Source organism: Alteromonas sp. MTD1 (assembly GCF_042848195.1).
GTDB lineage: Bacteria > Pseudomonadota > Gammaproteobacteria > Enterobacterales > Alteromonadaceae > Alteromonas.
The window spans coordinates 173,729-198,149 of record NZ_BTGG01000006.1; the positions used below are offsets into that span (position 1 = coordinate 173,729).

19 protein-coding genes are annotated in these 24,421 nt (G+C 42.9%); 16 read left to right on the top strand and 3 right to left on the bottom strand.

Features of this window, described 5'->3' with window-relative positions:
* The first annotated feature begins 115 nt into the window (after positions 1-115).
* From ACGHAV_RS09840 to ACGHAV_RS09895, 12 genes are all read left to right on the top strand, one after another.
* A complete protein-coding gene (locus tag ACGHAV_RS09840) occupies positions 116-1,153 on the top strand; it encodes an aldose epimerase family protein (RefSeq protein WP_390379747.1) in 1,038 nt (345 codons plus the stop codon).
* Positions 1,154-1,335: 182 nt separating this feature from the next.
* Complete coding sequence (locus tag ACGHAV_RS09845) at positions 1,336-2,391, top strand: UDP-glucose--hexose-1-phosphate uridylyltransferase (protein ID WP_390379750.1); 1,056 nt, start codon at positions 1,336-1,338, stop codon at positions 2,389-2,391.
* Positions 2,384-3,523: a galactokinase gene (gene galK / locus ACGHAV_RS09850; protein ID WP_390379753.1), complete on the top strand. Its 1,140-nt coding sequence runs from the start codon at positions 2,384-2,386 to the stop codon at positions 3,521-3,523. The genes ACGHAV_RS09845 and galK overlap by 8 nt, the downstream gene beginning before the upstream one ends.
* A 360-nt stretch (positions 3,524-3,883) precedes the next feature.
* The gene (locus tag ACGHAV_RS09855; protein WP_390379756.1) at positions 3,884-5,446 is read left to right on the top strand and encodes a sodium/sugar symporter; all 1,563 of its coding nucleotides are present in this window, start codon (positions 3,884-3,886) and stop codon (positions 5,444-5,446) included.
* A 204-nt stretch (positions 5,447-5,650) separates the two neighbouring features.
* A complete protein-coding gene (locus tag ACGHAV_RS09860; protein ID WP_390379759.1) occupies positions 5,651-6,232 on the top strand; it encodes a single-stranded DNA-binding protein in 582 nt (193 codons plus the stop codon).
* A 146-nt stretch (positions 6,233-6,378) separates the two neighbouring features.
* Complete coding sequence (locus tag ACGHAV_RS09865; protein WP_390379762.1) at positions 6,379-7,563, top strand: tyrosine-type recombinase/integrase; 1,185 nt, start codon at positions 6,379-6,381, stop codon at positions 7,561-7,563.
* A 19-nt stretch (positions 7,564-7,582) separates the two neighbouring features.
* The gene (locus ACGHAV_RS09870; protein ID WP_390379765.1) at positions 7,583-9,073 is read left to right on the top strand and encodes a site-specific integrase; all 1,491 of its coding nucleotides are present in this window, start codon (positions 7,583-7,585) and stop codon (positions 9,071-9,073) included.
* A complete protein-coding gene (locus ACGHAV_RS09875; protein WP_390379767.1) occupies positions 9,070-11,139 on the top strand; it encodes a hypothetical protein in 2,070 nt (689 codons plus the stop codon). Before ACGHAV_RS09870 ends, ACGHAV_RS09875 begins: the two co-directional genes overlap by 4 nt.
* A complete protein-coding gene (locus ACGHAV_RS09880; protein ID WP_390379770.1) occupies positions 11,136-11,549 on the top strand; it encodes a DUF6262 family protein in 414 nt (137 codons plus the stop codon). Before ACGHAV_RS09875 ends, ACGHAV_RS09880 begins: the two co-directional genes overlap by 4 nt.
* A gap of 3 nt (positions 11,550-11,552) precedes the next feature.
* The gene (locus ACGHAV_RS09885; protein ID WP_390379773.1) at positions 11,553-12,062 is read left to right on the top strand and encodes a hypothetical protein; all 510 of its coding nucleotides are present in this window, start codon (positions 11,553-11,555) and stop codon (positions 12,060-12,062) included.
* Positions 12,059-14,293, top strand: coding sequence for an AAA family ATPase (locus ACGHAV_RS09890; RefSeq protein ID WP_390379775.1), 2,235 nt, complete (start codon positions 12,059-12,061; stop codon positions 14,291-14,293). Before ACGHAV_RS09885 ends, ACGHAV_RS09890 begins: the two co-directional genes overlap by 4 nt.
* An 18-nt stretch (positions 14,294-14,311) precedes the next feature.
* A complete protein-coding gene (locus ACGHAV_RS09895) occupies positions 14,312-14,833 on the top strand; it encodes a hypothetical protein (RefSeq protein ID WP_390379778.1) in 522 nt (173 codons plus the stop codon).
* Between the two features lie 111 nt (positions 14,834-14,944).
* On the opposite strand, the gene ACGHAV_RS09900 is transcribed toward ACGHAV_RS09895, so the two are convergent.
* Positions 14,945-15,391, bottom strand: coding sequence for a hypothetical protein (locus ACGHAV_RS09900; RefSeq protein WP_390379781.1), 447 nt, complete (start codon positions 15,389-15,391; stop codon positions 14,945-14,947).
* A gap of 21 nt (positions 15,392-15,412) precedes the next feature.
* Complete coding sequence (locus ACGHAV_RS09905) at positions 15,413-16,987, bottom strand: S1C family serine protease (RefSeq protein ID WP_390379783.1); 1,575 nt, start codon at positions 16,985-16,987, stop codon at positions 15,413-15,415.
* Positions 16,988-17,176: 189 nt separating this feature from the next.
* On the opposite strand from ACGHAV_RS09905, the gene ACGHAV_RS09910 reads away from it, so the two are divergent.
* From ACGHAV_RS09910 to ACGHAV_RS09925, 4 genes are all read left to right on the top strand, one after another.
* Positions 17,177-17,767: a recombinase family protein gene (locus ACGHAV_RS09910; protein WP_390379786.1), complete on the top strand. Its 591-nt coding sequence runs from the start codon at positions 17,177-17,179 to the stop codon at positions 17,765-17,767.
* A gap of 672 nt (positions 17,768-18,439) precedes the next feature.
* Entirely contained in the window at positions 18,440-19,429 is a 990-nt protein-coding gene (locus ACGHAV_RS09915; protein ID WP_390379789.1) for a hypothetical protein, read from the top strand.
* 120 nt (positions 19,430-19,549) lie between these two features.
* The gene (locus ACGHAV_RS09920) at positions 19,550-20,830 is read left to right on the top strand and encodes an alpha/beta hydrolase family protein (protein WP_390379792.1); all 1,281 of its coding nucleotides are present in this window, start codon (positions 19,550-19,552) and stop codon (positions 20,828-20,830) included.
* Between the two features lie 103 nt (positions 20,831-20,933).
* Positions 20,934-22,025 (top strand): tetratricopeptide repeat protein, encoded by a 1,092-nt coding sequence (locus tag ACGHAV_RS09925; RefSeq protein ID WP_390379794.1) that lies wholly within the window; start codon positions 20,934-20,936, stop codon positions 22,023-22,025.
* A gap of 46 nt (positions 22,026-22,071) precedes the next feature.
* Here ACGHAV_RS09925 and ACGHAV_RS09930 read toward each other — a convergent pair whose 3' ends face one another.
* Positions 22,072-24,201, bottom strand: a complete 2,130-nt coding sequence (locus tag ACGHAV_RS09930) for an alpha-galactosidase (RefSeq protein ID WP_390379797.1) — start codon at positions 24,199-24,201, stop codon at positions 22,072-22,074.
* Positions 24,202-24,421: the final 220 nt, after the last annotated feature.

A 24,421-nucleotide genomic window follows, 5' to 3' on the forward strand; every position in this document is an offset into this window, starting at 1 on the left:
ATTAGGTGAAAAAAAGATGCTACCTGTACAACAATACGCGGTGTTTTGAAATCAAACACGTACTAGTTGTTACGTCGCATCGTTTGCCAGCTCAGCTAAAGGTTAAAAAATTGTTATGAAAGTAGATGTTTCTACATTCGGTGAAATTGACGGTGCTACGGTTTATCAGTACGTGCTAAATAATACCAACGGAATGAAAGTTGCGCTTTTGAACTATGGCGGAATTATTAAAGAAATTGTGCTGCTTGATAAACACGGTAATCAGAAACACTGTGTTCAAACCTTTAACACGCTACAAGAATACATCAATGATGAGAGTTATCGCGGCGCCATCGTAGGACGATATGCAAATAGGATAGGGCAGGGTAAATTTTCGCTCGATGGGCAACTGTACCAACTGGATAAAAACGGCGGTGAGCACAACTTACATGGCGGACTTGCTGGGTTTCACAAAAAAGTATGGCATGGACAATACAGTGAACCAGAGAACAGTGAATCAGAAGACAGTGTAAGTGTAACCTTTACACTTAATAGTCCAGATGGTGAAGGGGGATTTCCTGGAAATGTGTCGGTAGCCGCTCATTACACATTGAACAATGACAACGAACTGTCACTTCACATTACAGCAAACACAGACAAAGCCACGCCGATGAGCTTTACGCAGCATGCATATTTCACATTGGGTAATGAAAAGACCATAGGTAATACACTGCTTTATATTGATGCTGACCAAGTAACCGATGCTGACGAGACACTGTTGCCAACAGGAGAATTAGTATCAGTAGAGGGTACCGAATTCGACTTCCGTGAACTGTCTGTTATTAAAGAAAAAGCGGCTAGTTCACCGGCTTCAGCACTTTACAAGATGGTGGGCGGGTACGATCACAACTACGTATTAAACACATCGGCAGAAAATGCGATGCAAGCCTTGGTAAAGGCTGAAGATACCGGCATTTCCATGGCGCTTTTCACCAATCTCCCTGGCCTGCAGTTTTACACCGGGTCATTATCTTCACCCCAACAACTTGGCGCATTTTGTCTAGAGCCTCAGCAATTTCCCGATGCACCTAACAAAGCGCAGTTTCCCAACTGTATAGTGCAGCCTGGCGAAACACTACATGCAAACTTTCGCTATCAATTCTCTGTTCAGTAACCTAATAGCTGCTTACTACATACCAAAAGAAAATTAAATGTTATTAAATTAACATTTAATTTTCTTTGCTGTGGGTTTGATAAACATCTATTCTTGATATACTATTGTTGGGTAAACGTTTAACCCGTTTCAATCTAAAAGTTTAAGAGCAAGTTTTGTAACGCCTTTCTGAGAGAGTGATTATGGCAACGCCATTCGACCCAACAAATGATCCGCACCGCCGATTTAATCCTTTACTGGGTGAGTGGGTTCTTATATCTCCGCATCGCGCTAAACGTCCTTGGCAGGGCCAGTCTGACGAACCGGATAACGAACAAAAGCCTTCTTACGACTCAACCTGTTACCTGTGCCCTGGTAATAAAAGAGTGAATGGCGAAGTAAATCCGGCGTACACAGGTACTTTTGTTTTTGAGAACGACTTTGCTGCTTTAAAGAAAGACACCGAAGTAACAAGCGAAAAGAACGGCTTATTTCAATTTGAAACGGAACAAGGCTGTAGTCGTGTAATTTGCTTTTCACCTGATCACAGCAAAACATTACCCGAACTAAGCGATGAAGAGCGTGTTGACGTAGTAAATTGTTGGAAGCAGCAAACTGCCGAGCTAAGTGAAGATTATTGCTGGGTTCAGGTATTCGAAAATAAAGGCGCAATGATGGGGTGCTCAAACCCTCATCCTCACGGACAAGTGTGGGCCCAGAAGCACATCCCTTCTGATCCAGCCAAAAAACTCGTTCAGCTAACGCAATATTTTAACGACAACAACACGCCAATGTTATTGGACTACGCTGAGCAAGAAGTCAGTAAAAATGAGCGTGTCGTGTGCTTAAACGAACATTGGGTAGTGGTAGTGCCTTATTGGGCAGCGTGGCCTTTTGAAACACTTCTTCTCCCACGATTTAATGTGCAGTCGATGCATGAATTAAACGACGAACAGTCTTTTAGCCTCGCTCAAATTATTGGCGATATTACTGCGCGATACGACAATTTATTTGAAACGTCTTTCCCTTACTCGATGGGGTGGCACAGTGCACCGTTCGATGATAACGCACATCCAGAGTGGACGCTTCATGCACACTTTTTCCCGCCGTTGCTTCGATCTGCCAGCGTGCGTAAATTCATGGTGGGTTATGAAATGATGGCCGAAGCGCAGCGCGATTTAACGCCAGAACAAGCAGCAAATAGGCTAAAAGCACTGTCGAATGTGCATTACAAAAAACGTGAGAACGCGAATGGATAATCAGACACTTTCTGCTACGTTTCAACAGTTTTATGGTGAGTCGCCAGCACTGGTTGCGCATGCCCCCGGCCGCGTGAATTTAATTGGCGAGCACACCGATTATAACGAAGGGTTTGTTTTTCCCGCAGCAATTAACTTTGGTACGTGGGTGGCGGCGGCGAAGCGTAGCGACGACGTTATTAACGTAACGGCCATGGACTACGACAACCAACAAAACGAATTTGCATTAACTGATATTAAGTATGATGAAAACCAAGGCTGGGCGAATTACGTTCGTGGCGTTGTAAAAGTACTGAAAGAAGCCATGCCCGATTTTAGTGGTGCCAACCTACTGGTAACAGGAAATGTGCCACAAGGTGCAGGGCTTAGTTCGTCAGCATCGTTTGAAATTGCAATTCTTAAAGCACTTAGTGCGCTTTATGCATTACCGTTAGATGGAATTAAAGCAGCGTTGCTGGGGCAGAAGGCGGAAAACACTTTTGTGGGTTGCTCTTGCGGCATTATGGACCAGCTAATATCAGCTATGGGTAATGAAGGCCAAGCGATGCTGTTAGATTGCCAGTCGTTAGATATTCAGCATTCTCCATTACCTGATTCACACCAGATAGTCATTATTAACTCGAATGTTAAGCGTGGACTAGTAGACAGCGAATATAACCTTCGACGTGAACAGTGCGAGGAAGGCGCAGCCATTCTAGGTGTTTCGTCTTTGCGCGAAGCCAATATGACTATGCTTGAAAAGGCAAAGTCTCGCATGTCAGACGTAGTGTACCGACGCGCTAAACATATCATTACTGAAAACCAGCGTACCCTTGAAGCCAGTGAAGCCCTTAAAGTAGGCGATATTCAAACGGTGAGTACTGCCATGGCACAGTCTCATGTGTCGATGCGTGACGACTTTGAAATTACCGTTCGTCCTATTGATTATTTGGTAGAAATTATTGATGAGGTGCTCGGCAATACCGGTGGTGTACGTATGACTGGCGGTGGTTTCGGCGGATGCGTTGTGGCACTTGCTCCTACCGACAAAGTAGACGCTGTTAAGCAAGTTGTAGCTAATAAGTATTTCGACGAAACCGGCTATCAGGCAGACATTTATGTTTGCACAGCTACGCAAGGTGCTTTTGCTTAAACAGTGAATTGATACACCAACTCATATTCCTTTCTTGTCAGAACAATCCTACCCGTACGATTGTTTGTGTCCCTTGAGCCGTATCTTTGATGCGGCTTTTTTTACATTTTTGCATATTTCTTGTTAATTTCTGTTAATGCGACCGTTCAAAGTGTGATACAAATATCGCACGCCGACCGCGAAGTTAATAACAAAACTCATTGATATCGCATATGGTTGGCACCAGCATCTGCCTAAAGGTGCAACACTGGTGTGGCATACTTAAAATTATAAAAAATACAATTTTCACCTGTGTACCCTACTACGTATATCGCTACGTAAGTGCCGCCGCACCCAAAAATGAACACTTTGGGAATAACTATGAAATTAGCATCATTAGATATCACTTTGTTCGTGATATATGTTGTAGCGCTTATCGGAATTGCATGGTGGGTGTCGCGCGAGAAACAGGGTCATGAAAAAGATACCAACGATTACTTCCTAGCTGGCTCAAGCCTTCCTTGGTGGGCCATCGGTGCATCGCTCATTGCCGCCAATATTTCAGCGGAACAAATCATTGGTATGTCTGGCTCTGGCTATCAGCTAGGTTTAGCCATTGCATCGTATGAATGGATGGCAGCCATTACCCTAATTATTGTAGGTAAGTTCTTCCTGCCGGTTTTTCTTAAACACAAAATTTACACCATGCCGCAGTTTCTTGAGCAGCGCTACGATCACAGGGTACGTAAAGTGATGGCGGTATTTTGGTTAGGTGTTTATGTATTTGTAAACCTGACCGCGGTGCTATGGCTTGGCGCCCTAGCTATTAACACCATTGCCGGCGTAGACATGATTTACGGTATGATGTTTTTGGGTCTTTTTTCGTTGGCTTACTCACTTTATGGTGGTCTTAAAGCGGTTGCCCTAACCGATATTATTCAAGTGGTATTGTTAGTATTTGGCGGCTTGTTTTTGTCATATACCGCGTTAAATCTTATCAGTGATGGTAATGGCGCCATTCAGGGCTTTATTGATTTAACCAACAAGCTTCCTGAAAAGTTCGACATGATTTTATCGAAAGACAATCCGCACTATATGGACCTGCCCGGTATCTCGGTGTTAATAGGCGGTATGTGGATAATGAATTTATCTTATTGGGGCTTCAATCAATACATTATTCAGCGTGCCTTGGCAGCTAAAAGTGTGCAGGAAGCACAAAAAGGTATCGCGTTTGCTGCATTCTTGAAATTGTTGATGCCGCTTATAGTCGTATTGCCTGGTATCGCTGCCATTCTTATTGTTCCAGACCTTGCAAAGCCAGACCAAGCCTACCCAAGCTTAATGACGCTTATGCCTATTGGCTTAAAAGGTATTATCTTTGCGGCATTGGTGGCTGCGATTGTGTCGTCTCTTGCGTCGATGACCAACAGCGTGTCTACCATATTCACGATGGATTTATATAAAGACAAACGCCCAAATGAAACGCAGCAACACTATGTAAAAGTAGGCCGAACAGTGAGCTTTGTTGCATTGGTTATTGCCATGGTGGTGGCAAAGCCGTTACTTGGAAACTTTGACCAAGCGTTCCAATACATCCAAGAGTTTACCGGTTTCTTTACTCCGGGTATTTGTGCTCTGTTTGTGCTGGGTATGTTTTGGAAACAAACCACAGCGAACGGTGGTTTGTTGGCTGCGCTAGGGTCGTTTGTATTAAGCATTTTATTTAGACAGTTTTGGCCAGAGCTACCTTTTATTGACCGTGTTGGCCTTATTTTCTTACTGTGTGTTGCCCTTGCCGTAGTGGTGTCTTTAGTTGAGAAGAAAGGTGTGCATAAGAACGCGGTGGAGCTTGGCGCTGTTGATTTTTCAACATCAAAAGGGTTTAACATTGCGTCAGTTGCCGTGGTGTTTTTGCTTATCGCATTCTACGGAGCGTGGTGGTAAGGATTGTTTTAGAACGAACGGTTCTAAAGTGCAGAAGACGCTTTGGCAAAATTCTGTTAGCTTTTAACGGGAAAGCTGGACTTTGCAGAAAAACTTCCAATATCGTGAATAAAATACGATATACTAACCGGCTAATACCGATACAATTTCGTGCTTGTTGCAGTACGCAGTAACAAGCCATTAAATACGTTACAGGAGACATCAATGGCAACGAAAGGCGTTAATAAGGTTATTCTTGTTGGAAACCTTGGCAATGATCCAGAAGTTAGATACATGCCTAACGGTAACGCCGTTGCGAACTTGAGCCTAGCAACTAGCGAAAGCTGGAAAGATCAACAGGGTCAGGTTCAAGAGCGCACTGAGTGGCACCGCCTTACTATGTATCGTCGCTTAGCAGAAATTGCCGGAGAGTACCTGAAAAAGGGCTCACAAATTTACGTTGAAGGTAAATTGCAAACGCGTAAGTGGCAAGATCAGCAAGGTCAAGACAAGTACACAACTGAAATTATCGTAGACCAAATGCAAATGCTTGGCGGTCGCGGTGGTGAAGGCGGTGGCAGTAACGGTGGTTATCAGCGTCAGCAAAACAACCAAGGTGGCGGCTATAACCAAAATCAAGGTGGTTATCAGCAGCAAGGCGGCCAACAACAGGGGGGCCAAGGTGGTTATAACCAAAACCAAGGTGGCGGTTATAATCAAGCCCCACAAGGCGGCAATCAGTCTCAGCCTAAAACACCACCAATGGCAGAGCCAGACTTCGATTTTGATGACGATATCCCGTTCTAGTTTTCCAACCTTTACAGTGTAAACTTAATTTATTTAAAGCCCTTATTTTTAAGGGCTTTTTCGTTTTTATGGTGTAAACTTTAATTTGACAAGGCCCTTCACTGATACTATAAATATACCAAACTTAAAATGTAAAGTTTAAGCCTATGAAGTTACGTAAAGTCAGAAAAGACGGTATTAATGAAGTTGGTTGTCTTGTGGTTGATGATAACGGCGTGCCTATCGACCGAATTTGTCGCTACACCCTCATCTCTCTTGATGGTCACGCAAATAACACCCAAGAGAATATTACACGCCATGTTATTCACATTGAGCGCTGGGCACAAAAGCTCGAAATCGACTTAACGGAAGAGGTTGCGCTTCATGGCCTCAACAGAGGTGAACTCTTTATTTCGTTGATAAGGCATCTAGGCCGATATGCAAAGCATGCTGACGTTGTTGTTCCTATCAATCAAAAACCCGTAGAGGCAGAGTATTTCAATCAGCGTATCGATGCGTGCTGTGGCTATTTCGATCATATGGCCGAACGAGCCACGAGCAAGCGCAAGCCGAACGACCCTATGAACAAACGAATCGAAGAGAATGTTCAACGCCTTGTCGCGCGGTTAAAAAAGCGTAAACAGAGCACGGTCAAAGCTTCTATGGTTACAGGATTGTCCATACAACTTCAGGCATCGCTTTTTAAAGGGCTAAAGGATCCTAAGTATTTCGGATGGAGCGCAGGTGCAGCATTGCGTAATCGTCTTATCATCCGCTTGTTTTATGAAACGGGTATCCGTCGGGGTGAGCTTTTATCGTTGACGATTGAGAACTGCCATACTACTAAACTCGCCCATGGTGAGCGACCTTTTATTCATACAAGACACAATGTGAAATACGATGATCCTCGTAATGACATCCCTCACGAAAAGACGGACGAACGAATCATACCCATATCGAATGACTTAGCGGAGTTAATTAATCAGTACAAAGTGGTGAGAAGCGTACCAAAAGCTGCTCGAAAGCAGCCTCCTTATTTAATCCTTTCAAGCCATGCTCCTTATCCACCGCTATCAACGTCAGCACTAAGCTCTGTATTTGACGCGATAAAAAATAAAATCCCGGACATTAATGAAATTGGCTCTCACCGATTGCGGCATACCTTCTTCGAAAACCTCGATCGCATTCTTGAGCGTGATGGTTATGACGATGAACAGAAGAAGAAAATCAAAAATAACATCGGTGGTTGGAAACCGTTATCACGCCAAAGTGAAAATTACGAAAAACTTGCTACATACGAACAAAGTATCGAAGCAATGAGCAGGTATCACAGTTTTCTTGAGAATAACTGATAGTTAAGGAGTAGAAGTAATGCAGTACAACGTAGTCTTGAGTGACGCTCAATTAACGACTGTCAGTTTTGAATCAAGCGATAAAGAGATTGTCTATGACCCTTTTCCAATTTCTCAAAGTGGACAACCACTGGATTTAACGCAAACAAAAGTTCATCTCTTGCCAGAGAGATTATCGTTAAACTTTGAACTTGTTGATCCACACCTTCGCGAGCACGTGAAAGCATTGGTTTCATTTGCATGTAAAAAACGCGCTAACACCTCAATTTACAATCAATTTAACATAATTAAAACATTAAGGTTATCTGGTAGCCATGGTGATGAGGAAAGCATACAAGAGCTGATCGAGCGCCAGGTTCGAGATGTTATGGAAAATGACCAAAGTGCTACGATCAAGTCGGTGTTACGCTCTCTTTATGGCTGGTTTGTAGAAGAAGAATTCCCCTTCTTCGATGAAGACTTCTTTGACCTGTATTTAGATGTGCTCAAGTTTGGTACCGATGATGGTAAAGGCAAGGATGTCATTATGGAATTGCCGAACAGAGGGCCTTTAACACTTAGGGAGCAGCACCTTTTTCGAGAAGCCATGGCCTCAATCGATACAAGCAACTTATCGCTTACTGAGTTACAAGGAATGGTGGCATTGAAGCTCGGGCAAGTACTAGGTGCTAGAGATACACAAGTAATAAAGTTAAATTTTGAAAACATTGGTACAAGTGACAATGGTTCATTTTTCATTAATGTTCCGCGCGCGAAGCAGCGCGGTCATAAACGTAATAATCAACATAAAAAAAGACCTATTACCAACTCACTTTTCGAACTAATAATGACTCTTAAACAACGGTACGAGTCATCATTAGGCAAGAAAACAGAGGATAAGTGGCCTCTCCTATGTACTTTGACTCCACGTACAGGAAAACCAACGAAATTAAGTGTTACAACTGATATCTTTTTGACTAGGAGGTTGGCTTTTGAAAATAAACTATCATTAGGCTTTAAAGTCACAAATCGCCGATTGCGGAAGACTTTTTGCACGCAGTTAATCGCAAAGGGAACACCTCTCAAAGTAGTCGCCGAACTAATGGATCATACAGATCTTCAGCAGCTCGAAGTGTATTACCGCCACACTCATCATGTCGCAAAAAAATTGGATGACGTACTTAAAACAGAAGCCAAGGACGTCATTGATGCATTTAAAGGAAAGGTAATTAGCCCTGGACAATCATCTCGATCAGGCCAACAGATATTCGCCCCAACGAAAAATCAAAAACTGCACCTTATTGGCAGTTGTGCAAGCAAAACGCCATGTTCACTTAACCCTCCGTTGAGTTGTTACGGCTGTGCATCTCTTGAGGCATTCGATGACGTTGACCATAAATCCGTTGTTGAACACTTTGTTTCTGAAGCAAAGGAAACCTTTGGCGAAGGTCATGCTGTCGAAATACTCAAACACAAGGACTATTTGGCAGCATCTAAGTTCGTTCAGCAATTAGAGGACGGTGAATTATGAGTAATGTGGTCGCGCTGATGCCAAGGCCTGGTAACGATGCTCAGAGAAATCTTTCCGAGTTGGTTACGTTTTATAAAAAACATACACCCTTCCAGCATAAACAGGATTGGTGTTGGGATAATCTATATTGGAATGTGAAAGGCATTTGTAAGAGTGAGGTAAGAAAAGCTACTAATAACTCTTTCCTATATTTTAACAGAGACAATCAGAAGGGCAGTAATAAAAAAGACTCCAGGGACGACATGCTGCCATTTCATCATCAGGAGCTTTCCGATGTTGCTAAATGCCACGTTACGGCACTTCAAATTGAGAAAGCAAAAAACGTGGGCTCGCTTCAGCTATGGATCAATGCATACCGCTATCTGGACAATGTACTTGGCCATTCTAAAAAGTGCATTAGCGAACTGTCGGCACATGACTTCAAACTGGCTGAATTAGAGGCTCAAAAACACCTAAAAGACAGTACTTTTTATCGAATAGGCGCGAAGCTGGAAGGGATTTGTAAGTTTATAAATCAGAAAAAGCTAACAGATCATAAGATTACATACCGTAAGTCCTCTAAGCGGGGGGAAACTCATACCAACAGTGACTCAAGAATTGATCATGAGTCAGTCACAAAGCGGTCAGAAAAACTACCGCCAAAAGAAGCCCTGATGGCACTTGCTGCGCTCTCCAATAAACCCTTGAAAGGAGATGACAGACTTTTCCAAGCTATGGTGGAGATCATGTTCGCTACAGGTCTTCGGTTTGATGAATTAGTCTCATTAGACAAGAATTGCGTTTACGACAAAGAAATAGAAGAGACTAATGTTTTAACAGGAAAACAAGAGGTCTTTACGGTTTATGAAATCCGATATAAATCAAAGAAAAGCGGTGGTTATCGGACGAAAACAGTTGCAAAAAGTCTCGTTCCTATATTAAAGAAAGGCGTAAACACGGCTAAAAAAATCCTGAAACCAGTAAGAGATACGATTACCGAATTATCACGAAATCAAATGGACTTTTTTCCTCAGCTTGAAGATGCTGTCGAGGCTACGATCCCAGATTCTTGGAAGTTGTTGAACTGGTCTAGTAACTCTAATTTCCAAACGTACTTGAAGAAACGAGCCGTAACAATTACCAAAAGAGCCCAGAACGTCCTAGGTAAGCATAAAACTGTTTCAACATTTCAAACCTCTGAATTAAAGGAGAAAACCGTGGAGTTGGCGCGGGAGTCACTTTCCGTTCTTTGGGAGTCTGTAAGGAACCAAACGGTTGCCGAGAGGCCACAAGACTTACTCTTTATCACACAGCACCAAAGGCATCATTCTGTAAAGTCTACTGAGCCATGGAGATTTACTATGGTCAGTCATACGCAAATCACAGACTACATCAGCGGTCGGCCCAGTCTGGGCGTCAAAAGTGTGTTTGAGCGTAACAATCTCACTTTTGAGGGGGTGCCAATCCGTATAACCTCGCATCAATTTCGTCATTTTTTGAGTACGATGCTGGAATTGAGTGACACGGTTTCTGACATTGAGGTAGCACGCTATTTTGGTAGGAAATACATGGGCGATAACGCGACCTACAACCACACGAATAAAACAAAGAAGGTAATGGATGAGGCGGACACAATCATCGCCTCTACAGCGTTATCTCGTGAACAAGAAAAAGAAGCAGCAATACTTTTCACCTTAGTGGATAGAGAAGAAGCGCTCGATACCATCCAGGATCTAACCACCACACTGACCACCTCAATTGGGCTGTGCAAGCATGATTATAATGACTCACCTTGCGGTAAGCACTATGCGTGCTTGAGAGGCTGTGCTGAGTATTACCGGGTTAAAGGCAACCCCTCTGAAATTGATGAAGTAAAGCGCATTCGTGATCAACAAAAACTGCATGTCGAAGCCGCGAGAGAAGCAGTTGAAGAGGAGTATCACAATGCAAATAACTGGCTACTCTCGCATGAGGAGTTATTGAATGGATGTCAGATGGCGTTGGCCATCGAGAACGATGACTCGATCGCAGTCGGTGAGCGAGTGCAGATTTTTCCTGATGGCAAAACGAAATGTGAGGCTGTATGAAAAAGAGTGCCAGAATAACCCCCGAAGCCGAGAAGGAAATCTGCGAAACCATTAAGAGAATGGCCTACCTCTCCAAGAACGGTAAAGTCACAATGACTGATATCGCAAAGGAAGTGGGTTTTTCCAGACCTGCGTTATACAAAAATGAAGCTATCGCCGCGCTATACAAGGAAATCAATGAGACTCAAAATCTGAAAGAGCATAATTCGCAGACAATAGAAAAGTTGGAAGCAGACCTGGCAAAGGCAAAGGAAAAAATTAAGCGTCTCGAAGCGACACTTGCTGAATATGACTTGAAATATGTTCGCTGGCTTTACAATGCGACAAACGCGAATATCACGATTGAGCAACTCAACGCACCGGTCCCTGAATCGCTTAAAACGGTTACACGTAAACGTGGCAAAAGATAATAAATGAAATTCGACGTAGAGAAAGAGTTAGTTGACTTCAATTTAGAGCGCATGGGCCATAAGGGCAAAGCGAACCTTATCAAGGTTGCTGAACTTTTGGGTATTCTCGATGGTGATAGTTGGGGAGATTATATAGAACACGGCTACATTGATCTCACAGCTATTGCTAAAGAGTGTGGTATCAGCCGCTCCAGCCTATATCAAAATCCACATATCAAACGCTATATAACGGGAAAAGCGGAGGTGTTAAAGATGCAGGGATTGCTTCTTCAACTACCCTATCAAAGCCCAGAAAAAACGCAGAGCAATGCCAAAGCAACGGTCTTATACACAGCCTCGGAGAAAGAAATCAAGGAGAAAAACGCGGAGATAAAACGCCTTCAGTCGCAAGTTGCTGAGCTATCAGCGGACAAAGATAGACTCAAAGAAGAGCTTAAAGCGACAAAGGCTGCATTGGAGCGTGAAGGTACCCGCGGCGATTATCTGGCAAAATTCAGTAAACATTTACGATGAATATCGGTTACTCCAGACCTATTACCGTTCGCGTCACACGAAATGCCTATCGAGGAAAGGAGGGTGCAGTTGTACATGGTGTTGAAGTCGACCCGGAAACGTTAGTAAAAGCCAATAGGTTTCAGCACTTAGTCATCTCTATCGAAGGAAGTGACCAAGACGCCGTTATATCTGAGCTCAAGAAAGGCATGTTGATTGACGTCTGGCCTAAAACGAAGCTGAAAGGCAGAACAGAAGATGGATTTGAGCGGTTTCTCATCACGACCAGTAATGTGGATATCTTACGTCCACAGAGCAAGTTGATTGTTGACTTAATCGGTGGCAGTAGTTGCTTCAAAGGAATTGGACCGATTAAGGCACAGAAGCTTTGGAATCATTTTGGTGAGGAACTCTTCAAGCACCTGGATAACGGTGATATTGAGACTCTACGTCAGATATTGACTGAGGAAGCTGCTAACAACGCTGCAAGTGCATGGCAGAAATATATCCTCCTCGACGAGATGCGCTACTGCAATATGACCTTGAAATTGCCCGTACCCTTGTCAATGCGCGTTGTAGACTTCTATCGAGATGAAACGATAGCAAAGCTTAATGAAGATCCTTATCGGCTTCTCACATTCGGCTTATCGTTCGAGGAGTGTGATGGCATTGCAAGTGATTTGAACTTTTTCCCAGATAGTGCAATAAGGTTGGCGGCGGCGGTCGAAGCTGCGTTATACAAAATACTCGACAAAGGAAGCACTGCTGCCCTTCAAAATGAACTTACAGAGCCACTCACGCAACTTTTGAAATCAAACGCTAATGCAGGTGATGATTCAGAAGAACTCGTCTCACAGGCGCTCTCTGAGGCTTATTTGACAGATAATTATGTGCGCTTGGCTGAAAAAGTTTACCAGAGCAATGGCGCATTCATGATGGAATGCTTTGTTGCTCAATGTTTATTCGAACTGATTAGAAAGCCGACACAACTTAGAGCGTCCCCTTCTCAGGTGAATGAAATCATTGAAATGTATGAGCACGAAAAGGGGTTCACGCTCACTTCATTACAAAAAGAAGCCGTTAAAAAGGCTACGCAACATCACTTCTTTATCATCAACGGTGGTGCCGGTGTTGGTAAAACCACAGTGCTTGATGCCATGTATCGCGTGTTTGCTTGTATTCATGTGAAGCCAATACAGATTGCCCTAGCAGGAAAAGCGGCGAAGAGAATGACCGAAGCTACAGGATATGAGTCGTTCACCATTGCCCGCTTTTTGCGGTCATTCGATTTCAAAAAGTATAAAGGGATGGAGCTCGTTATCGTAATAGATGAAAGCTCAATGGTAGACCTCCCAAGTATGTACAGGCTTCTCAAGTTTATCCCGTATGGTACGCGTATTCTGATGTTGGGGGATACCGGGCAATTGCCGCCAGTCGATTTTGGGCTAGTGTTACACGAGTTAATAGAAATAGATTTAGTGCATAAAATAACACTGACAAAGGTTAAGAGGCAGGGTAACGACTCCAACATTCCGGCAGCCTCAATTAAGATACGACAAGGTGAGCTGCCCGATTTTGGAAATGATGATGTTAGGTTCATCATGGCGAATAGTCATGGGGTTATTAAGAAAGAGGTCGCTGCACTCTATAAAGAGTTACCAGATTCAACTCAAGTCATCTGCCCAACAAACAGAATGGCAGATGCAATTAATGAATTGTGTGCATCTTTCAACAAAAAGCCGCGCTTGAAGGTTTTCGTAGATGACTATGACAGATATCAAGAGACGCAATTTAGATTGAATGACAAAGTAATGTGCTGCAAGAACCTCTACGATATGGACATAATGAATGGTTCGGTTGGCGAGGTCGCAGAAGTATACAAGAAACAACGAGTAGTTAAAGCCGAGACAGGTGATGATGAGATCGTAAGTTACGGCAAAGTTCTCTGGGATGATGGCGTGACGAGAGAGGTTACCATTGAAGTTGTAGATGCGTTGAAGTTGGCTTATGCAATGACGATACATAAGAGCCAGGGGTCGCAGTTTGAACGTGTGGTTATACCCATCGATGGTGGCAACCATACAAGCGTTACTATGTATTACACAGCTATCACCAGAGCTGAAAAAGAAGTGATTTTTGTTGGCAACCTAAAGCTATTACAGGCAGCCTTATTACGGAACTCAGCCAACGACAGAATGGTTAATCTAGGTGCGAAGCTACGTCACTGCTTTGCTTTGGAAGACTCTCATTAATTAATACAGAGGTATCTATTGGAACTTACACCACTATTAGCCAACCTTGCTCCTGACACCAAGCAGTTGTGCGATAGGGAATTCAATCGACAGCTCGATAGTACTGACGGGAACGTTTTTATTTTCCCTGAGGAAACCTTTCAGGGTATTAAACTAACATCACCAAACGAAGCTGGCTTGCAGGTGTTGTATTACTTTGCTGATTTAGGTTGCCCGATAAGTATGGCTCGGCTATGTGTAGCATTGCATCCCGCTGTGGGAGCGCAATGGCCAATAATGTGTTCATCACATAGTCTGGAATGGTTTGAACACACAGTGAGGGCCTTAGACTCGACGGTATACGATCCCTTGTTCTCCAATGTCTATGAAGCATTTGTTAATGGCGCATTAAATGCAGAACTTATGGCGGTATTAAATATATCGTACGATGGTTTAAATGAAGATATTGCGGTATTGGATATTACTTCACAAGCTCGAAACGGCGGAGTTTCTTTATTTTGCCCCAGAGGTGATTTTGTTCGGGTTTACTTAGGCACATAAAACTACTTCGTATACCGTGTTTTCTTTTGTTTTTGTGGCTTCTCTTTTCCTTAGAAATTTACGCGAGCTCGCGCCGCTTGAAACTAACAAGGACGGCGCTCATAGGAAATTTTACTTGAGTAAGTTTTTCTTAAGGGTTTTGAAATAATCAATTACGTCATCTAAGAAATCTGGTTCAGATTCTTTAATTTCTTTCCAAGGTATTTTCGTATTGATGATGACAAATATCTTTCCCTCTGAACGGTTTTGCCAGTCTTTCAACGTTGTTTCCACCTCTTTGTTGGAAGAGCTGAGAGAGTCAAACTGTACCTTTATATTTTCTATAATTTTATCAGTGTTAAGGTAATCATCATCGGGCATTTCAAGTGGGTTTATTTGCCTTACTGATTTCAATTTTATTAAGCTTTCAAGCAACAGATCCAAAGCTTCAAGTTCCGACCTATTTAATATTAGACTCTTGTTGAATTTGAGAGCTCTATCAGCAACTCGCCATGCAAAAAAAGCTGACAATGCAGAAAACATAGCGGCGAAAGTACTTACACCGGAAAAAAAATCCATGATATAGCTTTCCTTTAACATTTATTCAGCAACTACAAGCACAACGCTTTCAGAAACACTTTCCACAAGCTCTGTTTTTTTCAGCTTCTTGGTGTTATCTGGTTCGATATATCTCACACCATGATTGATCAACATTGGAAGTGCGTAGGCGATTTTTACAGCGTAGTTAACATTTTGTGCTAGCGTTCCGGTCACCTTAAAAGCTGCTGATTGGTCCAGCGTAGCTGAAGCGATACCAATCACCACACCATGGTTATTCATCATCGGGCTACCTGAGTTTCCTGGCTGAATGGGCGAATCTATCTGGAAATATCTAGTATCGCCCTGTATGCCAGAATTTGAATTAATGTAACCAAACGTTGCTTTTTGTTCATTGCCCTGCAATCCAATGTTTGGATAGCCGAGAACGGCAATTTCTGTTCCTTGTTTTGTTTTATTTTTAAGTTCAATTGATAGACCTTGTACCTTTTGGTCAACCTTTAGCAATGCAATATCATTACTACTATCGTTGTCTATCAGTCTGGCTGGTAGTGACTTACCGTCTAAAATAATAGAAATCTTCGAAGAGCCAGCTATCACATGACTGTTTGTGAGAATGTACCCATCGTTTGAAATGAAGAATCCTGTTCCTGTAGAGAGGCTTTTAGAAGGTCCGGTTTGTTGTTTATTTGGTTCAGGATTTGAGCGTGACATCTGCTCAACACTAGCATCATATTTTTGTTTCATGGCTAAGGCTAACTGCCCAGCTTCACTAGCTTTGTTTGCAATTGTAGCCGCTTCTGAAGACACTGACATAATCTTATTAATATAATTTTTAGGGAGTTGAACATTTTCAACTAGATTTCCAAATTCATAATACTGATGCCACAGCCCCTGTGGGTTTTTCAATACAACATATGATTCGGGTTTGTCGTTTACTACATTGACAAATCCCCAAAGATTTACCGCTGCTGTATTTTGGGAGTCGAAAAATTCCCCTGTTCCGAAAAACAGTTTATTTCCAAATGTTCCCGTATATTTTGCTTTACTTCCGTCTCCGTATTGTCGTGAAAAAATACCTTTTGACAAAGCTCGTTTGGAGTCGATTTCGACATATGCGAAATTAGTGTCTATGCTTCCGTCCGCACTGGTCGTAGCTTGAACCTCGTACAGCCCAACAGATTTACCGCCTTCCCTTTTATACATACCGTATTTAACATTATTGCTACCCTCAATACCTTGGTAATAATGCCTGTCGGTAATGCCTTCATTGTGATAAGCAATTTCAAACCAATCTAGGCTTCCAGCATTTACAGTCATTTTTCCTAAACCATGAACTTTGCCGTTTCGGCAGCTTCCGTCCCAATGAAGGTCTTCAGAATTTAATTTCGGTTCAGACTTTCCTTCAAAATGATACCCCTCTATCAATAACTCGCATTTTTCTATCTTGTTTCCGGGTTGAATCCAATATGAATGGTAAGTCCCCTCAGATATGTCACTTATCTTTGTCATATAGTTTGGGACTTCAAAGTCTGAAACTTTTCGGTGGGTTGAAGTAGCGTTACACCCTGTCAACAGAACGAGGACCCCAATAGCTAATAAAAAAATCTTCCTCATATTAATTCCTTTTAAAAATTATCAGTGTGTATAGGCGTAAATATATCATGTATATAGGGCTTAATCCTCTTTTTAGTATCAAAAGTTTTATGAATATATTTGAACTGTTCAAAAATGCGATTTTTGACTTTTGTGCGTCGGCACCCTATAGTGTTCAAAAGTTAAGAGTTTTGTGCAAGAGGATAAGCCATGGCATTTGTTGGTTTTGCAAGGGTAAGTACAAGTGACCAGGACCTTTCAGCACAAGTAATCATGCTTCGTGCAAACGGTTGTAATGAGATATTTGAAGGCACACAGAGTGGTGTATCGAAAAGCAACGAAGACAAAATAGAAGACCTCATCAAATATATTCGTAAGGGCGATATCGTCTTAGTGACAAAAATAGATCGACTCGGTCGTTCACTTAAATCAATTTTAAAAACGATTGAAAGAATTCATGAGAAAAATGCAACGTTGAAAAGCCTAGATGGGGCTATCGACACGTCCAATGAGTCACCATTTGCTAAAGCCACAATCTCATTGTTGGGGACATTTGCACAGCTAGAACGCGACCTTATTGTGGCCCGAACGAGTGAAGGCCGAAAGCAAGCGATGGAGGATGGTATCGCATTTGGTCGCCCCCCCTCCCTTAGTGAACGCGATAAAGCAGCCGTTTTTAAAAGTTACAATAAGGGAAAAACAATGCAGGACTTAGCGCTTAAGTTCAACGTTTCAAGAATGACGATATCGCGTGCTATTCAAGAATACAAAGCCTTATCAGGAAAAGAAAAGTTGAAGTAAAGCACTGTCTGAATATTGTCTCATTTCTTTTTGAAATTTTCTGATATTATACGAGCTTGCACTTGATCAGAGTATGCAAGCTTAATGGACTAAGGAAAATATTTTGGGCACCAAGTCATCAGCCAATTTACTTCGACAAATCAAATCCAAGGCCAGGTTGCGAACCACGCTCTCATATCAGCGTCAGCTGAGTTAGACGAATATCACGTTGCAGGTCGTCAGTGGTCTATTCAGGATACAAAAGATACAAAAGGCAATGTGTAAACTTTTCGGTTGGTAATATAACAAAGTTTACATAAGTTTATATTTCGACAGCCAGAAAAATTGATTTTTTTGCAAATCAAAAAAATAATATTGTGCTAGTATAGTAATTAAGGTGGCATTGGGCTGATGAGTCACACACACACCTAAGTTTACAGTAAAAAATGGTGCACTACCGTTCTAAAATCAGTAGTGCCTATCTTTTCAAAAAGCCGCGTTTAACGCGGCTTTTTCTTGCCAGTTAGTTTTTTGAAAGCTTACTTTCTATAGGTTTTCAACTTTTTTACAGCCCTACCTCATTTTTCAGGCTCAACAGCATACAAGTGCGTTAATTGAAGAGACTATCGCGTAAATATTGGCTAACATTGACAATAATACTGATTAATATTTTGGCACTGGAACTTCATTTACGTGCAGACGTTGGTTCAAAAGGTATTATTTGCTGTTGTGTTTTTTTATGCGGGCTTCGTTAGCGCGGATCAAGCAGAGGAAAGCACCTTCGAAACGACCACGGTAGTTTGGTTGCGTCCGCCAGAAGCTAATATGGCAATTGATGGTGTAACCATCGCTTCTGGGCCAATACTCGAGAATATGAAGCACCTCGCTTCGCACCTTCCCGAATTCCGTCATAGGTTCGAGACGTATCCCGTAAAACGTGCTCTATCACTGGTAAGAAAGGGAAGTAGCAACAATAACGTTTACTGCTTTTTTGGTGCTTCTTTAAATGAAGAACGAAAGGAATGGGGATATTTTTCAACGCCCACTTCAATTAATCTTCCTATTCTAGTGCTAGGCAACCAAGCTGTAATAACCCGCGAGCAGGCTGCTGGCACAACAGATATCAACGGCCCCTTTCCTTTAATTTCTATTCAAAATTTGCTTGAAGCAGACTTCAAGACTGTGTTGTACGAAGGCGTAACAAATGCCTATGGTAAAACGGTGAAGAAGTGGCAAACCTTAGAGAACGTTATCGTGCTTAACGGGCTTGGAAAGGATCTTGGGTTACATACCATAGCGTTGCTCAAAACCGGGCGCATTGACTTTGGGTACGTAGGTCATAGTGAATTGAATACGCTTTCGCCAAATGAGCTTGCTCAGTTCACCACGTTTCAAGCAGAAGAACTCTCTTTTAATACAAGAGGAACAAAGCGACTGTTTTGTTCACTAACGCCGCTTGGTAATAAGGTTGTGGCGGCTCTTGACCAAGCGATAACAAGCATTTTACTTAGTGAAGAAAGTGCCAATACATTGCGAGACATTAACTTTGAAGCAGAAGGCTATTCACCGATGTTCAAAACGTTATTTGAATCACGCTGGTCTACTTTTCAAAAGCTCGTTTCACGCGGAGAACTCTCTCGTCATTCCGTTTATTTCAACGTGGTTGAAGAGAACGTAGAATAAACGCCTAATCAATTACTTGGTGTTATGTTTTACAATCATTAATAACAATGGTTTGCGGGTTGTTTGGTAGGTTCAAAAAGCTACACTGATACTTCAAATAACAACTTATAAGTCACAATTATGAAAACGTTAACCCTACTTTGTGGCGCTGCACTCTTTGCCCTTCAAACGCTGTCTTTGACAGCAAGTGCTGCGCAAACGCTTTATAAACCTTTTCCCCATGACGTTATGCCTGAACTTAGTGATAGCGGCCAATTCTCTGTGGGCGTTCGAACTGTCGAAGTAGCCTACCCAGAGATGGTGCCAGATTTGATGAAAGGGATGGCAGATCGTTCGTTAACATTAGAGGTGTGGTACCCAGCAGAACAAGGGAGTGCTTTAGCGTCTTATAGTAATGAAACTCGCAGCGGTAAGCGTTTTGAAATTCAGGGGAATGCGTATAGAGATGCAGCTATCGCGATGTCGAAAGAAAAATACCCCATTATTGTTATTTCTCATGGCTACACGGGCTACAGAACGCTTATGTATTATTTGGGTGAGCATTTAGCGTCTCATGGCTATGTGGTTGCCGCTATCGACCACACAGACTCAACCAACGAAGACGTTAATTTTGCTGAAAGTCCTTATTCAGGATTTCCAAGCACATTGCTAAACCGTTCTAGAGATCAAGTATTCACCTTAGGCGCAGTAGCAAACCATGCTTTGTTTCAAGAAGCGGTAGACGCCACAAAAGCGGGCGTTATTGGCTATTCAATGGGCGGCTATGGAGCAGTAAGTACTGCTGGTGCGTGCTATGCATTTAACGACCAAACTGCGGCAACATTTACTGGCACTACCGCGCCAGAGATAGTAGCAAAGGTGAAGCAAGCACTGAATACCTGTGCTGGTGGCAACGCATCAAGCGACAAGGTTCTACCTGAGTGGAAAGCGGCACTGGCACTTGCGCCTTGGGGTGGGCAACACCAGCTGTTTGATGTGAAGTCGTTGAACGATATCCAAATTCCAGTGCTTTATGTTGCAGGTGACAACGACGATATCTCAGGCTACGACGGCATAAAATGGCTTTTTGATAACACCGGCAGTAAAGGTACAAAGCTGCTTACGGTTAAAAACGCACGTCATAATGTGGCAGGGCACCCAGCGCCAGCAGAAGCTTACGAAAATGAATTTGATTTAGGAAGTTATATAGAACCTGCGTGGGAGATTCAAAAGCTAAATGCCATAAATGAACATTTTGCGTTAGCGCTAATGAACTGCCATGTGAAATCATTGTCCCAATACTGTGACTTTTTAAACATTGAAGGCAGCAGCGCGCAAGTTCCTGTAGACGGTAAGAAACCCTCGCCGTGGAAAGGCTTTGACGACCGCTGGGCCCTTGGCTTAGAAATGCAAGGCAAGTAAGTTTTGAAAGGGCGCTAAGCGCCCTTTTTTATTGGCTTATGTTTGCTTACTAATAACGCTCATAAAGTTTAAATCAATACCATCCAGACCATAGGGACGTGATATGAATTACCGAAATTTGCTCGTAGCTGCATGTGCTTGCGCTTTATTAACCCCTTTTTCTCATGTTGCGGCCGAAAGTCATGACGACAGCCCTACCAATGTTGTTGAATCAAACAACGAGGAAATGCTTCTAAAGCGTTACTTTAAGCAGGGCGAATTTTCGCGCATTGTCGAAACGCTAGATCCAATTAAGTCAAAAACGCCACGGCAATACAATATGTTAGTGTCGTCGCTTATGAATATCGATTTGGACGATGCTGAGGAAGCGGCAGAGCAGTTTATAGATGCCCATAGCGACAATTATAAAGCTTACCACATGCATGCAAGTGTAATGGGGGCACAGGCATCTAGCAGTATTTTTTCGGCGTTAGGGTATGCAAAAAAAGCTAAGGAAAGTTTAGAGACAGCAGTAAAGATAGCGCCGGATAATGTTGAGGTGTATCAGGCGTTAATGCAGTTTCATATGATGGCGCCGTCTATTGCTGGTGGTGATATGGAAGAGGCTGCACTGCTTGCTCAAAAGATTTCAGACCTAAACGAAGTAGATGGGCAGTTTGCTTTTGCCCGTTTGTATCTTCAGGACGATAAACAAACAGAAGCAAAAGCGCTGTATGCGTCACTAATAGAAAATGAGAATACGCAAATTCGGGCGCGTATGGAGCTAGGTAGCTTTTACTTAGCAGAAGAGGAATATGCCGCTTCTTACGATGTTCTAGCACCGCTGGCGGTGCTCAAGTTGCCCAGCGTGTCGAAAAGCAGTGATAAAGCATGGGAGAGCTATCAAGAAAATAAAAGTACCTTGATGTACGGCCAATACCGTATTGGACATTTAGCGGTTGAAAGCGGCGACTACACGAAAGCGGGTATTGATGCGCTCGAAGGCTATTTGACGGAATATGCAGTGGCTGACATTGATACTGAAGGCTTGCCTTCAACAAATTGGGCGCAGTTGCGATTGGCCGAATTATATCTAAATGCAGATAAAATTGACGAGGCGCAACGTGTGGTTAATGAGTTAGGTGAGGAAAGCGACAAACGATTTGTGAAGATCCTCAAGAAAATTAAGAAGACAATTAAAAAACGAGCGGTATAAAGCCGAAGTCATTTTGCTGCTCGTTTTTATTGCATAAAGCGGTGTATTACACCGCTTTAACTGCGTAAATTAATGCAGTCTGTGGAAATAATACAGGCAGCTGCATACCGTATTTCATTAGCACTTCACCTGAGAAAATTTGCCCTTCGGTTTGCTGTAAAATAGACGGCGTATATTCTTTTAATTTTCCAGGCCATACACGTTCAATGGTGTACTGTTTATCAGCATCTAGCCCTGCAAAATAGAAACGGTTAGGTGTAGTACGCACTGTTTCAATAACGCTGTTATAGGCGAATATACCTTCTTGTTTGTCAGTAGAGACATATCCAAACTTAACATTCATGCCGTCGTCATCCATGCGATACAAGTTGCCGCTGTGGGTGATGTGTCGATATTTCTTATACAGCGATATAGCGTCCGCTAGTACTCGCTGTTCGTGGTCGGTTAGCTCTCGTGGGTCCATCTCTATGCCCATGTGGCCAAACATGGCGACAGCCGCGCGTATCTCTATTGGTAAGTTGCGCCCTGTAATATGGCAATCACGCGGACCAACGTGTGCTCCCATTACTTCAGAAGGGAAGAAGTATGAGCATCCGCGCTGAATGTAAAGGCGGTCAAGCGCATCGTTAGAGTCTGATGTCCAAAAACGGTCGGTATGAGGTAAAATGCCTAAATCAACACGACCACCACCAGAACAGCAGCTTTCAATTTCAATACCAGGGTGCACAGCTTTTACGCGGTCAATAAGGCTATACAGCGCTGCCATTTGCCCATGCATTGCAGGCTTACCGGCATGATTTCCTGGATGATTCACATCGCGATTCATATCCCATTTTATGTAGCTGATTTTGGGGTATGTCGAAAGCACGTCGTTTATCACATTAAACAAATAATCAACCACTTCAGGGTTGGTTAAATCCAGCACATATTGATTTCTGAAAGGCACGTGCGGGTTGTTCTGCGTTTGCAGCGCCCAGCCTGGATGCGCACGATATAAGTCGCTATCAGGGTTAACCATTTCAGGCTCAAACCAAATACCAAACTCCATTCCAAGACCTGTTACGTGGTCAATTAACCCGTCAAGGCCATTTGGATAGATAGCTTCGTCTACAAACCAATCTCCAAGTCCTGCTTTATCGTTTCTTCTTCCTTTAAACCACCCGTCATCCAATACAAATCGCTCAATGCCTAATGGCGCCACTTTGTCTGCAAGTGCTTTAAGCGTTTCTTCATTGTGGTCGAAGTAAATGCCTTCCCATGTGTTGTAGTGAACAGGTCTAGGCTTTGACTGTGCATCGTGCTTTAAAACGTTTGCGCGAATGAACTGATGAAACTGCTGCGAAAGCGACGAGAAACCTGTATCACCAAAGCCGGTATACAACACTGGGCTGGTGTAGCTTTCACCAGCACTGAGTACCACTTCGCCAGGGAAGAGAAGCTCGCCGAACTGCACGTAGCTGCGTCCATCCGCCATTAACTCTGCCCGTAACCTATGATTGGCCGACGCGCCTAAATGATAGCCGTAACACTCGCCCTGTAATTCCCCTGTACCAGGACTGAATGCAATAAGGCCGGGAAATGTATCGTGAGAGGTTTTTCCTCTGCGGTTTTCACGCACATAGCTTCCAAAAAACAGGTCGTGATCTTTGGTTTGAAATTCAGCAGACCATCTTCCTTCGAAGGTTTTAAGTTTTGTTACTGTGGTGGGAAGCGGCAGACAAGCCGCGTTTAAATAACCCAAATTAATCGCTGTTGAGCCAATGTTTTCTATGCGTGATGAATACTGCGCTACCGACGTATTTTCATCTAACGCAACAGAGGTAATTAGGCGCATGCCGCGATGGGTGTCTTCAGCTACAAACGCAACCGCATTATTGGTTTGATTAACCTCTACCAAAGTAAAGCCCGCAGACCATTGGTCGGCATCACCTGATACCTCAAGTCCTGGTTGCGCTGTCCAACCTTCACCATGAGTTGGCACCAATGTAATAGGTGGCTCAATAACCGGGGCGCACTTTGCCTCTTGTCGCGTATTTAATACGGACATCATTTGTGGTGTTGTACTTTCGCTTAACGCTGCGCCGTAATAAATGACTTTAGGCATTCGCCCCTGACAGTCGAAAATGAGGGTGGCTTTTTCATTCGATAAACGAACGAAGGGGGTTATTGACGACATAGAAACCTCAGCGTTAAAAAAACGTAAATTTGGCGTTGTAGAAAATTTGTTAAGCCTTTTTGAAAGCTAATGCTTAACGCGATCTTGCATATTTAAGCACGTTAAACACGGCGTTTCTAGTATAAATGGGTAAACGTTTAACTTATTGCAATATATGACGCTGAAAGCAACCTGGCTTAAGCATTTATATTCAAATAGTAGTTGAAATAAATTGTTAACA

Bases quoted from the DNA above. Each gene is read 5' to 3' on its own strand.
- ACGHAV_RS09840 (WP_390379747.1), top strand. From the start codon at position 116: ATGAAAGTAGATGTTTCTACATTCGGTGAAATTGACGGTGCTACGGTT.
- ACGHAV_RS09845 (WP_390379750.1), top strand. From the start codon at position 1,336: ATGGCAACGCCATTCGACCCAACAAATGATCCGCACCGCCGATTTAAT.
- galK (WP_390379753.1), top strand. From the start codon at position 2,384: ATGGATAATCAGACACTTTCTGCTACGTTTCAACAGTTTTATGGTGAG.
- ACGHAV_RS09855 (WP_390379756.1), top strand. From the start codon at position 3,884: ATGAAATTAGCATCATTAGATATCACTTTGTTCGTGATATATGTTGTA.
- ACGHAV_RS09860 (WP_390379759.1), top strand. From the start codon at position 5,651: ATGGCAACGAAAGGCGTTAATAAGGTTATTCTTGTTGGAAACCTTGGC.
- ACGHAV_RS09865 (WP_390379762.1), top strand. From the start codon at position 6,379: ATGAAGTTACGTAAAGTCAGAAAAGACGGTATTAATGAAGTTGGTTGT.
- ACGHAV_RS09870 (WP_390379765.1), top strand. From the start codon at position 7,583: ATGCAGTACAACGTAGTCTTGAGTGACGCTCAATTAACGACTGTCAGT.
- ACGHAV_RS09875 (WP_390379767.1), top strand. From the start codon at position 9,070: ATGAGTAATGTGGTCGCGCTGATGCCAAGGCCTGGTAACGATGCTCAG.
- ACGHAV_RS09880 (WP_390379770.1), top strand. From the start codon at position 11,136: ATGAAAAAGAGTGCCAGAATAACCCCCGAAGCCGAGAAGGAAATCTGC.
- ACGHAV_RS09885 (WP_390379773.1), top strand. From the start codon at position 11,553: ATGAAATTCGACGTAGAGAAAGAGTTAGTTGACTTCAATTTAGAGCGC.
- ACGHAV_RS09890 (WP_390379775.1), top strand. From the start codon at position 12,059: ATGAATATCGGTTACTCCAGACCTATTACCGTTCGCGTCACACGAAAT.
- ACGHAV_RS09900 (WP_390379781.1), bottom strand. From the start codon at position 15,391: ATGGATTTTTTTTCCGGTGTAAGTACTTTCGCCGCTATGTTTTCTGCA.
- ACGHAV_RS09905 (WP_390379783.1), bottom strand. From the start codon at position 16,987: ATGAGGAAGATTTTTTTATTAGCTATTGGGGTCCTCGTTCTGTTGACA.
- ACGHAV_RS09910 (WP_390379786.1), top strand. From the start codon at position 17,177: ATGGCATTTGTTGGTTTTGCAAGGGTAAGTACAAGTGACCAGGACCTT.
- ACGHAV_RS09920 (WP_390379792.1), top strand. From the start codon at position 19,550: ATGAAAACGTTAACCCTACTTTGTGGCGCTGCACTCTTTGCCCTTCAA.
- ACGHAV_RS09925 (WP_390379794.1), top strand. From the start codon at position 20,934: ATGAATTACCGAAATTTGCTCGTAGCTGCATGTGCTTGCGCTTTATTA.
- ACGHAV_RS09930 (WP_390379797.1), bottom strand. From the start codon at position 24,201: ATGTCGTCAATAACCCCCTTCGTTCGTTTATCGAATGAAAAAGCCACC.